The 13,265-nt window shown below is 69.1% G+C and carries 9 protein-coding genes; 5 read left to right on the top strand and 4 right to left on the bottom strand.

The window, feature by feature from the left end; all coding sequences use genetic code 11:
* The first annotated feature begins 20 nt into the window (after positions 1–20).
* Genes UC35_RS00935 through UC35_RS00925 form a run of 3 tightly spaced genes read left to right on the top strand, consistent with a single transcriptional unit; the run spans position 21 to position 5,275 of the window.
* Complete coding sequence (locus UC35_RS00935) at positions 21–971, top strand: LysR substrate-binding domain-containing protein (RefSeq protein ID WP_061495201.1); 951 nt, start codon at positions 21–23, stop codon at positions 969–971.
* 9 nt (positions 972–980) lie between these two features.
* A complete protein-coding gene (locus UC35_RS00930) occupies positions 981–2,549 on the top strand; it encodes an alkaline phosphatase D family protein (protein ID WP_061495199.1) in 1,569 nt (522 codons plus the stop codon).
* Positions 2,546–5,275: a 7TM diverse intracellular signaling domain-containing protein gene (locus UC35_RS00925; protein WP_061495197.1), complete on the top strand. Its 2,730-nt coding sequence runs from the start codon at positions 2,546–2,548 to the stop codon at positions 5,273–5,275. The genes UC35_RS00930 and UC35_RS00925 overlap by 4 nt, the downstream gene beginning before the upstream one ends.
* 6 nt (positions 5,276–5,281) lie before the next feature.
* Here the strand turns inward: UC35_RS00925 and serB are convergent, their stop codons facing one another.
* The 3 genes from serB to mfd form a co-directional block, all read right to left on the bottom strand.
* A complete protein-coding gene (gene serB, locus UC35_RS00920) occupies positions 5,282–6,007 on the bottom strand; it encodes a phosphoserine phosphatase SerB (RefSeq protein WP_061495195.1) in 726 nt (241 codons plus the stop codon).
* Positions 6,008–6,041: 34 nt separating this feature from the next.
* Positions 6,042–6,662: a hypothetical protein gene (locus tag UC35_RS00915; protein WP_061495193.1), complete on the bottom strand. Its 621-nt coding sequence runs from the start codon at positions 6,660–6,662 to the stop codon at positions 6,042–6,044.
* Positions 6,663–6,932: 270 nt separating this feature from the next.
* Positions 6,933–10,376, bottom strand: a complete 3,444-nt coding sequence (mfd, locus tag UC35_RS00910) for a transcription-repair coupling factor (protein WP_061495190.1) — start codon at positions 10,374–10,376, stop codon at positions 6,933–6,935.
* Between the two features lie 74 nt (positions 10,377–10,450).
* Between mfd and ispD the strand changes: the two genes are divergently transcribed.
* Positions 10,451–11,149 carry a 2-C-methyl-D-erythritol 4-phosphate cytidylyltransferase gene (ispD, locus tag UC35_RS00905; RefSeq protein ID WP_061495188.1) on the top strand — a complete coding sequence of 233 codons (699 nt, stop codon included), beginning with the start codon at positions 10,451–10,453 and terminating at the stop codon, positions 11,147–11,149.
* On the top strand, positions 11,146–11,625 hold the full coding sequence (gene ispF, locus UC35_RS00900) for a 2-C-methyl-D-erythritol 2,4-cyclodiphosphate synthase (RefSeq protein WP_061495186.1): 480 nt from the start codon (positions 11,146–11,148) through the stop codon (positions 11,623–11,625). The genes ispD and ispF overlap by 4 nt, the downstream gene beginning before the upstream one ends.
* A gap of 155 nt (positions 11,626–11,780) precedes the next feature.
* Here the strand turns inward: ispF and UC35_RS00895 are convergent, their stop codons facing one another.
* Positions 11,781–13,235 (bottom strand): sensor histidine kinase, encoded by a 1,455-nt coding sequence (locus UC35_RS00895; RefSeq protein ID WP_061495184.1) that lies wholly within the window; start codon positions 13,233–13,235, stop codon positions 11,781–11,783.
* Positions 13,236–13,265 lie beyond the last annotated feature (30 nt).

Raw genomic sequence — 13,265 nt, 5'->3', positions numbered from 1 at the left:
GGTCATTCGGAATCACACGCATGCAAAACAGGAATGCGAAAACCCCGGAGCCCCTGGCCCCCATGCTGCGCTCGGACCTGCCGGCGCTGGACCTGCTGCGCAGCTTCGAGGCAGCGGCGCGCCACCTGAGCTTCACGCTGGCCGGGCAGGAACTGTTCCTGACCCAGTCGGCGGTGAGCCGGCAGATCCAGCAACTGGAAGCCAGCGTGGGCGTACCCCTGTTCGAGCGCAGGCACCGAGCGCTGCTGCTGACCGAAGCCGGGCTGGTCATGCAGCGCGCGGTGGTGGACAGCCTGGAGCGCCTGCGCGACGCCACCAGCCGGGTGCGCGCGAGGGCGGCCATGCGGCAGGTGGCCATCACCTGCACGCCGGGCTTCGCATCCCTGTGGCTGATCCCGCGCCTGGCCCGCTTCACGGCGCAGCATCCGCTGGTGGACGTGCGCATTTCGGCCACGCTCGAGGTGCTGGACCTGCGGCGCGCCCAGGTGGACCTGGCGGTGCGCTTCTGTCCCATCCGCGACGGCGACGGGGCGCCCCTGTTCGAGGAAACCGTGCTGCCCATGTGCTCGCCCCGGCTGCTGGCGCAGCGGTCGCCGCCGCTGAAGAAGCCGGCCGACCTGCAGCACCACACCCTGCTGGCCGTGGACATGCCGCAGGGCATGGCGCTCACCGTGGATTGGGAGCCCTGGTTCAGCCTGATGGGGCTGGCTGAGCTGCGGCCCAAGAACACGCTGCGCTTCACCCAGTACGCCGATGCGGTCGCAGCCGCCGTGGCCGGGCAGGGCGTGGTGATCGGACGGCTGCCCCTGCTGGCGGAGATTCTGCGGGACAAGCGCTTGGCGGCGCCCTTCGGGGGTGCGGCTTCCCAGCGCGGCTACTACGTGGTGCTGAGCGGGTCCGGGGCGCGCAACCCGGACGCGCAGGACTTCGTCCGCTGGCTGCGGGTGGAGGCGGAGACCGCCCGGGTATAGTGGCTGGGCATGCTCATCCACGAAGTCACTGACCGGCGCGGGCTGCTGAAGTTGGCCGTCGCCGCGGCGGCTTCGGGTTGGCTGGGCCGCGTGGCCAGTGCGCAGGGCCGGTTTGGCCGCTACCCGTTCAGCCTGGGCGTGGCGAGCGGATCCCCCACGCCCGATGGCGTGGTGCTGTGGACCCGCCTCATGGGCGACCTGCCGGCACGCGCGCTGACCGTGCAATGGGAGGTCGCCACCGACGAGCGCTTCGCGCGCGTGGTCCGGCGCGGCGCGCAGCAGGCGGCACCGGAACTGGCGCACTCGGTGCACGCCGAAGTGCAGGGCCTGGAGCCCGACCGCTGGTACTTCTACCGCTTCATCGCCGACGATGCGGTGAGTGCGATCGGGCGCACGCGCACGCTGCCGGCGCCCGATGCCGCGGTGGCCCGGCTGCGCCTGGCCTATGCTTCGTGCCAGCGCTGGGAGCACGGCTACTTCAGCGCCTGGCGCCACATGGCCGACGAGAACCTGGATGCGGTGCTGTTCCTCGGCGACTACATCTACGAATACCCCGCATCCAGCCGCCCCGTGCGCCTGCACACCGGCGGCTGGGCGCTGTCGCTGGCGGACTATCGCGCGCGCTACGCCCTGTATCGCAGCGAGCCCGAGCTGCAGGCCATGCACGCCGCTTGCCCCTGGCTGGTCACCTGGGACGACCATGAAGTGCAAAACGACTACGCGGCGGGGACCGCCGGCAGCGGCGGCCCGCAGGCGGGGGACTTCGCAGCCCGGCGCGCCGCCGCCTACCAGGCGTTCTACGAGCACATGCCGGTGCGCGCCTCGGCGCTCACGCGCGCGCTCGCCGGCCTGCGTACGGGCGCCGAGATGCGCATCTACTCGCAGCAGCGCTTCGGCCGCCTGGCGAACCTGCTGCTGCTGGACGACCGCCAGTACCGCGACCCGCAGGCCTGCACCAGTGGCGGCAAATCCGGATCGGGCCTGGTGGATCCGGCTGCATGCCCGGCGTGGAACGACCCGGCGCGCAGCTTGCTGGGCGGCGCGCAGGAGAAATGGCTGGAGGAGTCGCTCGCGCGGGGCGCGGCGACCTGGACGGTGTTCGGCCAGCAGACCCTGTTCGGCCAGCGTGGCGCCAAGCCCGGGCCGGGCCCATGGTTCTGGAACGACGGCTGGGACGGCTACGGCGCGGCGCGCCGGCGCCTCACCGACGCGCTGCAGCGTCACCGCGTGGGCACCCCGGTGATGCTCGGCGGTGACATGCACGAGAACTGGGTCGGGCACGTCAAGGCGGACTACGCCGATCCTGGCAGCGCGGCCATCGGGCTGGAGTTCTGCGGCACCAGCATCACCTCGCGCTCGTCCACCCGCAAGGACCAGCTCGTGCCCTTGCTGGCCGAGAACCCTCATTTCGTCTTCGCCGACGCCGACCGGAGGGGCTACGGCGTGCTGGAGTTCACGCCCTCGCGCCTGGTCACGACCTTGCGGGTGGTGGACGACGTGACCCGGCGCGATTCCCGCATAGCGACGCTCGCGGCCTTCACCGCCGAGGCCGGGCGGCCCCAGCTGGAGCGGGTGTGAGGCGCGCCCTCTGGCTGCTCTTGACGCTGGTGCTGATGGCCGCGGCATCCGCGGGGGCCGCGCAGCGCACTCCGGGTCGGGTCGCCATCGGCAACGAACCCCGCTATGTGCTGACCGATACCTTCACGGTCCTGGAGGACGCGCAGGGGCGGCTGACGCTGGAGGACATCGTGGAGCCGCAGGCCCAGGCGCGGTTCCGCCCCGTCTCCCAGTTCGGCCCGGGCGCCAACTTCGGGATGAGCGGCTCTGCCTACTGGCTGCGCGTGGTCCTGGATGCCCCGGCCTCGGCCCCGTCCGATTGGTTGCTGGAGATCGCGTACCCACCGCTGGATCGGTTCGAGCTCTATGCCCCGGACAGTGCCTCCGGATTCCGCATGCAGTGGGGCGGCGACAGCTACCCGTTCGCGCACAAGGAGGTGCCGCACCGCAACCATGTGCTGCCGGTGCGGCTCTGGCCCGGACAGGCCAACGTGCTGTACCTGCGCATCCAGTCCGAAGGCACCGTGGCCGCGCCCACAACGCTTTGGCAACCCAAGGCGCTGTGGGAGCACGACATGGCCAGCTACGCCGTGCTGAGCCTGTACTTCGGGCTGCTGATCGGGCTGCTCCTGTACAACCTGCTGCTGTTCGTCTCGGTGCGTGACCGCGCCTACCTGATCTACGTGGCGTTCGCGGGATGGATGGCCATCGGGCAGGCCGCACTCACCGGACTGGGCGGGCAATACCTGTGGCCCGAGTGGGCATGGTGGAACAGCGTGTCGCCGGCGGTGGGCCTGGCCACCGCGGCGATCTTCGGCCTGCAGTTCGCGCGCAGTTTCCTCTCCAGTCCGCAGCGCATGCCGGGCATCGATCGCTTGCTGATCGCGCTGCTGGCGGGTTGGGGCCTGTCCGTCATCGCCGCGGTCTTCCTGAATTACCGGCTGTCGTCGTACATGGTGATCGGGCTGGCTGTGGCGAGCGTGGCGACGATGGTGATCGTCGGCGTCATCAGCATCCGCCGCGAGTTTGCCGGGGCGCGCTACTTCTTCACTGCCTGGGCGGTGCTGCTCGTCGGGGTGTTCACGCTGGCGCTGCACAACAGCGGCCTCCTGCCTTCCAACCGCATCACCTCCAATGCGGTGCTGATCGGTTCGGCGCTCGAGATGGTGCTGCTGTCGTTCGCGCTGGGCGACCGCATCAACGTGGCGCGCCGCTTCAAGGAGCAGGCGCAGGCGCGCATCGCCGCTGAACATGCGATGGTGGAGGCGCTGGAGGAGTCACAGACCCGGCTGCGGCGCGTGCTCGAGGAGCGCGAGGTGATCCTGCAGAACTCGATCGTCGGCATCGCATTCCTCACGCCGGCCGGGCGCCTGCGCTGGGCCAACAAGGCCCTGCGGGACATCCTCGGCGCCGACGTCCGGACCGGCGACTCGCTGGAGCCGTTCTACCTGTCGCGCGAGCACTACCTGGCGATCGGTGACGAAGTCGTGCAGGCCGTGGCCCGCGGCAAGGTCTACGAGGACGAGCAGCAGATGCGCCGCTTCGACGGCGCCCTGATCTGGATATCGATTTCGGGCAAGGCGGTGAACCTCGACGACCTCTCGCAGGGCACGGTCTGGGTGGTCATGAACATCACCGAGCGCAAGAGGCTGCAGGAGCAGCTGCACAACACCAGCTCGGAGCGCGAAGCGATCCTCAACAACGCCTTGGTGGGGATCGTGCTGTCGGTGCAGCGGCGGCACGAATGGGTCAACGAGAAGTTCGCGCAGATGCTCGGCTACCCGCGCCAGGTCCTGATCGGCCAGCCCTCGGTGCACATGCACGCCGACGTCAAGGCGTGGGAGCAATTCGGCGTCGTGGCGCGTGCGGCGCTGATCGAGACCGGCTCCTACGTCTGCGAGCACCAGCTCAGGCGCCGCAACGGCGATCTGTTGTGGGTCGAGATGGCCGGCAGCTGCGTGCGTCCGAACGACCCCGACTCGGGCGTCATCTGGACCTTCCTGGACATCACCCACCGCAAGAAGTCCGAGTTCGAGACCCGGGAGGCGCTGGAGCAGCAGAAGGCGCTGAACGAACTGCGCACGCGCTTCGTGGCCATGACCAGCCACGAGTTCCGCACGCCGCTGTCGCAGATCCTCACGGCCGAACAGCTGCTGCGGCACTACAGCGAGCGCCTGGCGCCGCCCGAGCGGGCCGAGGTGCTGGACAGCATCGCGTCGGGTGTGCAGCGCATGTCGCGCATGATCGACCGCGTGCTGCTGCTGGGCCAGGCGGACGCGGGCATGCTCGACTTCCAGCCGCGCCGCATCCTGCTGGCGCCGCTGTGCCGCCAACTGGTGGACGAGGCGCATGCGCAGCACCCGGGGGACCGGCGGGAGGTGGCGCTCGACATGGACGCCCAAGTGGGCGAGGGCGACTACGACGAGAAGCTGCTGCGCCACATCTTCGGCAACCTGCTGTCCAATGCGCTGAAGTATTCGCCGGGTGGCGGGCAGGTTCGCTTCGCCGTGCGCAGGGACGGTTCATCCACCCTGTTCGAGGTGCGGGACGAGGGCATCGGCATCCCGCCCGACGAGATCGGCCACCTGTTCGAGTCCTTCCACCGCGCGAGCAACGTCGGGGCCATCCAGGGCACGGGGCTGGGCCTGGCCATCGTGCGCAACGCGGTGGACAAGCACGGCGGCAGCATCGAGGTCGCCAGCACACTGGGCGCGGGCACGACCTTCCGCGTCAGCCTGCCGTCCTGAGCAGTCCTAGGCGAACAGCTCCAGCAGGCGGTCCAGCCCGCCTTCGTTGATCTGCACCATCGCCTGTTCGCGCACGCGGGGCTTGGCATGGTAGGCCACCGACAGCCCCGCTTCGCCCATCATCGGCAGGTCGTTGGCGCCGTCGCCGACCGCTATCGCCTGCTTCGGCGAGATGCCCAGCTTCGCGCAGGTCTCCAGCAGCATCTTGCGTTTCTCGTCGCCGTCGCAGATGTCGCCCCAGTCCTGGTCCACCATGCGGCCGGTGAGCTGCCCGCAATTGGGCCCGGACTCCAGCTCCAGCACGTTGGAGCGGGTGTAGTCGATGCCCAGATGGTCGCGCACCCGGTCGGTGAAGAAGGTGAAGCCGCCAGAGACCAGCAGGGTCTTCATGCCGGCGGCCTTGCACGCGGCGACCAGCCGCTCGACGCCGGGATTGAGCCGCAAGCGCTCCACGTACACGCGCTCCAGGTCGGCCACGGTCACGCCGCGCAGCAGCTTGACGCGCTGGCGCAGGCTCTCCTTGTAGTCGGTGATCTCGCCGCGCATGGCGGCCTCGGTGATCGCCGCCACCTCCTCCTTGAGGCCGGCCTCCGCGGCGATCTCGTCGACGCACTCGATGTTGATCAGCGTCGAGTCCATGTCGAACACGGCCAGCTTGAAGTCGGCGAGGCGCAGCGGCGGGGTGAGGCCCCGGAGCACGAGCCCGGGGGTGAATTCTTGCGAAACGGTCATGAGATGGATTTTCGCATCCGCGAACTTCCATTTCTCATCCGCGGCGCAGGTACAGCTCGTCCGACCAGGTGGCCAGCCACCACGGCCGGAAGGCGACGAAGATCGCGCACAGCATGCCGGTGACGAAGCCATCGCCCCAGGCCATGAGCCAGCGCCCGACCAGCGACAGGCCGGTGGCCAGGCTGGGAAGCTCCGCGCCCGCCCATTGCCGCAGGGCGCCGGCCAGGAACAGGCACAGCACCGAGCCCAGGAATCCCCGCCCCAGGATGTAGACGAAGGGGTGCGTGCCGAGCACGCGGCGGATGGCCGCGCCCAGGGCGAGCGCCAGTGTCGCCGGCACGATGCCCAGCCAGGTGACCAGGTCCAGTTGCTGCTGCCAGCCGATTCCGGCGATCAGGCCCGCCAGGGCGCCGGTGACGCACAGCACCGGCACCGCGAGCGGCCAGCCGAGCATCAGCAGGACCAGGCAGGCGCCGGACCACTGCAGTGGCAGGGGCGTCACTTTCAGCGCCGGCAGGGCCCACAGCCAGGGCAGGACCACCAGCGTGCCGAGCAGGGGCGTGGCCAGCGCCTGCACATTCTTCAGCCGCCAGGGCCGCAGCCACAGCGCGATGGCGAGCGACAGCGCGACGAGGCCGGCCTGTGCAAGGACCATGGGAGCTAGGGCCTGTTAACGCTATGGGAGGGCTCGCGCCGGTGGCTGGCAGGCCGCAGGGCTAGGCGCGGCCGAGGCCGTGTGCCTATGCACACAACGAGGCCGCAACGACGCCCTGCGGCCTGCCAGCCACCGGCCCGAAGGGTGACCCAGGAAACGGGCGCCCTCCGCGTTGCAAATGCTCGCCGGGGCCCCACCCCGGCTGTGCTTTGCGCCTTGATGGCACCCGTTTTCTGGGTCACGCGAGCCCTCCCATAGCGTTAACAGGCCCTAAGCCGGTTCGGTGACCTTCGGCTGCCCCAGCGAGCGCAGCACGTCGCGCACCATCTGGGCCCGGTCCTTCGCCTCGGGCAGGGCGCGCTCGATGCGCAGCTTCTCGTTGCCGGCCAGCTTGATGTGCCGGTTTTTCTGTACCAGCTCGATGATGCGCATCGGGTCGACCGGCGCGTCGCGGCGGAAGGTGATGTGGATCACGCCCGGCGCGGCATCGACCTTGACCACGCCATGCGGGCGCGCCAATACGCGCAGTCGGTGCACGTCGATCAGCGTCTGCGCCTGCGCCGGCGGCTTGCCGAAACGGTCCACGATCTCCTCGAGCAGCGCGTCGATCTGGTCGCTGCTCTTCGCGGTCGCCAGCCGCTTGTAGAAGGACAGCCGCAGGTGGACGTCGCCGCAGTAGGCGTCGGGCAGCAGGGCGGGCGCGTGCAGGTTGATCTCGGTGGCGGCCGACAGCGGCGCCAGCAGGTCGGGCTCCTTGCCGGCCTTGAGCGACTTCACGGCCTCGGCCAGCATCTCGTTGTAAAGCTGGAAGCCGACTTCGAGCATGTTGCCGCTCTGGTTCTCGCCCAGCATCTCGCCGGCCCCGCGGATCTCCAGGTCGTGCATGGCCAGGTAGAAGCCGGAGCCCAGCTCCTCCATCTGCTGGATCGCGTCCAGGCGCTGCGAGGCCTGCTTGGTGAGGCCCTCGGTGTCCGGCACCATCAGGTAGGCGTAGGCCTGGTGGTGGCTGCGGCCGACGCGGCCGCGCAGCTGGTGCAGCTGCGCCAGGCCGAACTTGTCGGCGCGGCTGATCACGATGGTGTTGGCGGTGGGCACGTCAATGCCGGTCTCGATGATGGTCGAGCACAGGAGCAGGTTGTGGCGCTGCGCGATGAAGTCGCGCATCACGCGTTCCAGCTCGCGCTCGGGCATCTGGCCGTGCGCCACCGCGATGCGCGCCTCCGGCAGCAGCTGCTCGAGCCGCTCGCGCCGGTTCTGGATGGTCTCGACCTCGTTGTGCAGGAAGTAGACCTGGCCGCCGCGCTTGAGCTCGCGCAGCACCGCCTCGCGGATCACGCCGTTGCCCTCGTTGCGCACGAAGGTCTTGATCGCAAGCCGGCGCTGCGGCGCGGTGGCGATCACCGACAGGTCGCGCAGGCCTTCCAGCGCCATCCCCAGCGTGCGCGGGATCGGCGTGGCGGTAAGGGTGAGCACGTCGACTTCGGCGCGCAGCGCTTTCATCGCTTCCTTGTGGCGCACACCGAAGCGGTGTTCCTCGTCGATGATGAGCAACCCGAGGTTCTTGAACTTGGCCGCCTCCGACAGCAGCTTGTGCGTGCCCACCACGATGTCGACGCTGCCGTCTTCCAGGCCCTTGATGGTGGCGTTCACCTCCTTGGTGGAGCGGAAGCGCGACACCTCGGCGATCTTCACCGGCCACTTGGAGAAGCGGTCCACCAGCGTCTGGTAGTGCTGCTCCGCCAGCAGCGTCGTGGGCGCCAGGAACGCCACCTGCTTGCCGCCGGTGACGGCGACGAAGGCCGCGCGCAGCGCGACCTCGGTCTTGCCGAAGCCGACGTCGCCGCACACCAGGCGGTCCATGGGCTGCGGCGACACCATGTCCTGGATCACGGCGTGGATGGCGGCGTTCTGGTCGGCGGTTTCCTCGAAGCCGAAGTCGTTGGCGAAGGCCTCGTAGTCCTGGGGCTCGAAGCGGAAGGCGTGACCCTCGCGGGCGGCGCGCCGCGCGTAGATGTTGAGCAGTTCGGCGGCGGTATCGCGCACCTGCTCGGCGGCCTTGCGCCTGGCTTTCTCCCACTGCCCGGAACCCAGCTTGTGCAGCGGCGCTTCCTCGGCCGACACGCCGGTGTAGCGGCTGATCAGGTGCAGCTGGCTGACGGGCACGTAGAGCGCGGCCTTCTCGGCGTACTCCAGGTGCAGGAACTCGGTGTTGCCCTGGCCCAGGTCCATGTTGACCAGGCCTTTGTAGCGGCCGATCCCGTGCTGCGCGTGCACCACCGGGTCGCCCAGGTTCAGCTCCGACAGGTCCTTGATCAGGGCCTCGACGTCGCTGACCTGTTCCTGCTTCTTGCGCCGGCGCGCGCTCGGCGCCGCGGCGAAGAGCTCGGTTTCGGTGATGAAGTCGATGCTCTCGTCGACCCAGGAAAAGCCGGTGGCCAGCGCGGAGGTGGCGATCCCGAGCTTCTCGTCGCTGCCCCGGAATTCTTCGAGCGAGTCGAACACCGGCGGCGACAGCTGGCTGGCGCGCAGGAAATCGAGCAGGCTTTCACGCCGTCCGTCGCTCTCGGCCAGCACCAGCGCGCGGTGCTGGGTGTTGCGCAGGTGCTCCTTGAATTTGGCCAGCGGCTCTTCGGCCCCGCGCACCACCGCCATCGGCGGCAGCGGCGCGAATTCGACGTAGGCGTCGCCGTCGCCGACGGCGCGCACGGCGAGCTGGGCGTGCTCGTTGGCGCGCGCGTAGAACTGTTCGGCCGACAGGAACAGCGCCTCCGGCGGCAAGGCGGGCCGCTCCGGATCGCCCTGGACCAGCCGGTGGCGCTCGCGCGTGTCCTGCCAGAAGCGCTGGAAGGCCGGTTCCAGGTCCCCGTGCAGCACCAGGGTAGCGGCAGTGCCCAGGTAGTCGAAGACGGTGGCGGTCTCGTCGAAGAACAGCGGCAGGTAGTACTCGATGCCCGCGGTCGCAACCCCGTTGCCGATGTCCTTGTAGATGCGGCTCTTGGTCGGGTCGCCCTCCAGCAGTTCGCGCCAGCGGCGCCGGAAGCGCGCGCGCGCCTCCTCGTCCATCGGGAACTCGCGTCCGGGCAGCAGGCGCACGCTGGGCACCGGGAACAGGCTGCGCTGGCTGTCCGGGTCGAAGGTGCGGATCGAGTCGATCTCGTCGTCGAACAGGTCCACCCGGTAGGGCACGCTCGAGCCCATGGGGAACAGGTCGATCAGCCCGCCGCGCACCGCGTACTCGCCGGGGCTGACCACCTGCGTCACGTGGTTGTAGCCGGCCAGCGTGAGCTGCGCCTTGAGCCGGGCTTCATCGAGCTTCTGCTTGACCGCGAACTGGAAGGTGTAGCCGGCGAGGAAAGCCGGCGGCGCCAGCCGGTACAGGGCCGTGGTGGCCGGCACCAGCACGACGTCGGACTCGCCCTGCGAGATGCTCCACAGCGTGGCCAGGCGCTCGCTGATCAGGTCCTGGTGCGGCGAGAAGCCGTCGTAGGGCAGGGTTTCCCAGTCGGGGAAGAGCGCGCACCGCAGCTCGGGTGCGAAAAAGGCCACCTCGGCCAGCAGCCGCTGGGCGTCGTTGGCGTCGCTGGCCACGATGGCGGTCAGCCGGCCGGCGCCTTTTTCACGCCGGGCCAGCTTGGCCAGCACCAGCGCGTCCGCAGAGCCGCTGGGTCGCGGCAGCGTGAAGCGCTTGCCCGCATTGAGCTTGGGGAGTTCCATTCTTAGAAATAAATGCAAACACCCCGCGCCTGAAGAGGGTGGGGTGTGACGGGTCGATTTTAGAATGGGCTCATATGCCCACGAGTGAAAGCAACATCGTACGTTTCTACGCGCTCGTCCCTTGCGCCGGGACCGGCAGCCGAGCCGGCACCCACGGCCCCAAGCAGTACGAACGCATCGCCGGCCACCCGCTGGTCTGGCACACACTGGCCGCCTTCGCGGCAGTCAAACGCATCGCCCGCGCGCTGGTCGTCGTGGCGCCGGGCGACGGCTTCTTCGAACGCCACCCGACCTCCGCGCTGGTGGTCCAGTGCGGCGGCCCCACCCGGGCCAAGAGCGTTTCGAATGGCCTGTATGAACTGAGGCGCACCGGCGCGACGGAAAGGGACTGGGTCCTGGTCCACGACGCCGCCCGCTGCCTGATCAGCCCCCAGCTGATCGACAAGCTTATCGATGCCGTAGGGCAGGACGAGGTGGGCGGCCTGCTCGCCTACAAGGTGCCCGACACGCTCAAGCGCGAGGAGGGCGGCCGGGTGGCCGAGACGCTGCCGCGCGAGCATGCGTGGCTCGCGCAGACGCCCCAGATGTTCCGCATCGGCATGCTGATGCAGGCGCTCGAGAAGGCCGGACCGGAGGTCACGGACGAAGCGGCGGCCATCGAGTCGCTGGGCCACAAGCCGCTGCTGGTGCCCGGCGGCGCGCAGAACTTCAAGGTGACCTACCCGGACGACTTCCTGCTCGCCGAGGCGGTGCTGAAAGGACGACACAGATGACGAAATTCCGCATCGGCGAAGGCTGGGACACGCATGCCCTGGTACCGGGGCGCCGGCTGGTCATCGGCGGTGTGGAAATTCCGTTCGAACGCGGGCTGCTCGGGCACTCGGACGCCGACGTGCTGCTGCACGCGATCACCGATGCGCTGTTCGGCGCGGCGGGCCTGGGCGACATCGGCCGCCACTTCCCGGACACCGACGAGCGCTGGCGCGGCGCCGATTCGCTGCTGCTGCTCAAGGAGGCGGCCGGACGCGTGCGAGGCCAGGGCTGGCAGATCGCCAACATCGACAGCACCGTGGTGGCGCAGGCGCCCAAGCTCGCGCCGCACATCACGGCGATGCAGGAGCGTATCGCGCGCGCCCTGGAGCTCGCGCCGGCACAGGTCAATGTCAAGGCCAAGACCGCCGAAAAGCTGGGCCCGGTCGGACAAGGCCTGTCGATCGAGGCGCGCGCCATCGTGCTTCTGAGTGCATGATCCGCTTCTCTGAGTTCAACCCGCGCAGCGGCAAGGGACCGGGCGAAGCAACGCGCAGCCGGTCTTACTTGTGAAGGGGAACCGGCTTCGCCGGGCCCCTTCACTCTGATCAGACCACTGGAGAATTCGCGCCAGCGAATTTTCCAGTGAATGACTCAGGCCTGCAGGGCCGATTCGATGCGGGCCGGCTGCTCGGCCTGCGGCACGAACTTGGCCTTTTGCAGTTTGATGTGCGCGGCCAGGCCGCCCGAGGTGGTGTTCGACAGCGCGAAGATGCCGCCCATGCGCTGCACGGTCTTGTCGACGATCGCCAGGCCCAGGCCGGCGCCGGTGGCCGCGGTCCGTGCGGCGTCGCCGCGGAAAAAGGGCTTGATCAGGTTGGGCAGCGCCTCGGGGGCGACCCCCATGCCGTGGTCGCGTACCTTGAGCAGCACCCATTCGTTGCGCGACTTGGCGGCGATGTCGACCACCGCGATGCCGGTTTCGGGCGTCTTGCCGTAGCGGCGCGCGTTCTCGACCAGGTTGGAGATCACCCGTGCCAGTTCGACCTCGTCGGCCAGCACGAACAGGCCCTTGGCCACGTCGAGGTTGATGCGGATGTCGCCGTGGTCCTGCACCGCATACAGGCAAGCCTCGATCACGTCGTTGAGCAGCACGGGCTTGAGCTCGGCATGGTCCGGCCGCGCGTAGTCGAGGAACTTGTCGATGATGGCGTCGAGTTGGTCGATGTCGGCGGCCATGTGCTCGCGCGCGTCCGCGTCGGCCACGCTCATCTCGGTTTCCAGGCGCAGGCGCGCCAGCGGGGTGCGAAGGTCGTGGGAGATGCCGGCCAGCATCACGGCGCGGTCCTGCTCGATCTTGGCGAGCTGCTGCGCCATGCGGTTGAAGCCGATGTTGACCTCGCGGATCTCGCTGGTGACCGCCTTCTCGTCGAGGCGGCTGGCGTCGAAATCGCCGTCGCGCACGCGGCTGGCCGCGAACGACAGTTGCTTCAGGGGTCGATTGATCAGGCGGGCGATCACGGCCGCCCCGGCCAGCGACAGCCCGGCCGCGGTGATCAGCCAGATGAGCCAGGTGCGCCCCCCCACGGCGGTCAGGCGTGAGCGGTCGAGCAGCATCCAGTACTGGTCCTGCTGGATCCGGAAGCCGATCCACAGGCCGCTTTCGCCATTGACCCCCGAAGCCAGCACGGTGCCCGGGCCCAGGCGGGTCAACAGCTCGTCGACGATGTTCTCATCGAGTTCACCGACAGCGAAAGTTGCGTAACGGTCTGTGGGTTCTCGCGGCACGATGCGCACGCGCTCCTGATCGGCCAGGGTCTTGATCAGTGATACACGTGCAATGGAATCCGAGTGCGCCAGGGCGGCGCGGCTCAGGTTCACCAGCGACGCGATCTGCTGCGCCGTCTGCACCGCCCGGGGCTCGAACTCGAGCGCCCGGAAGGTCTGCAGCCAGGCCACGATGCTGCCAATCAGCAGCAGCGACAGCAGGAAGAAGGTGCGCCAGAAAAGGGAAAGGCCGAGCCGGGGCCTGGTTTCAATAGGCGCCGGCGCGGTTTCCAGGGGCGTGGGCCCGGTGACGTCGATGCTGGTCGTGACGCCGCGAATCAAGTTGTCCCCTTCTCTCTCGTCAGTGAACTG

The organism is Ramlibacter tataouinensis (genome assembly GCF_001580455.1).
GTDB classification, from domain to species: domain Bacteria; phylum Pseudomonadota; class Gammaproteobacteria; order Burkholderiales; family Burkholderiaceae_C; genus Ramlibacter; species Ramlibacter tataouinensis_B.
This window is presented reverse-complemented; position numbering and strand designations above follow the sequence as displayed.

Bases quoted from the DNA above. Each gene is read 5' to 3' on its own strand.
- serB (WP_061495195.1), bottom strand. From the start codon at position 6,007: ATGACCGTTTCGCAAGAATTCACCCCCGGGCTCGTGCTCCGGGGCCTC.
- UC35_RS00915 (WP_061495193.1), bottom strand. From the start codon at position 6,662: ATGGTCCTTGCACAGGCCGGCCTCGTCGCGCTGTCGCTCGCCATCGCG.
- ispF (WP_061495186.1), top strand. From the start codon at position 11,146: ATGACGAAATTCCGCATCGGCGAAGGCTGGGACACGCATGCCCTGGTA.
- mfd (WP_061495190.1), bottom strand. From the start codon at position 10,376: ATGGAACTCCCCAAGCTCAATGCGGGCAAGCGCTTCACGCTGCCGCGA.
- UC35_RS00930 (WP_061495199.1), top strand. From the start codon at position 981: ATGCTCATCCACGAAGTCACTGACCGGCGCGGGCTGCTGAAGTTGGCC.
- UC35_RS00935 (WP_061495201.1), top strand. From the start codon at position 21: ATGCAAAACAGGAATGCGAAAACCCCGGAGCCCCTGGCCCCCATGCTG.
- ispD (WP_061495188.1), top strand. From the start codon at position 10,451: ATGCCCACGAGTGAAAGCAACATCGTACGTTTCTACGCGCTCGTCCCT.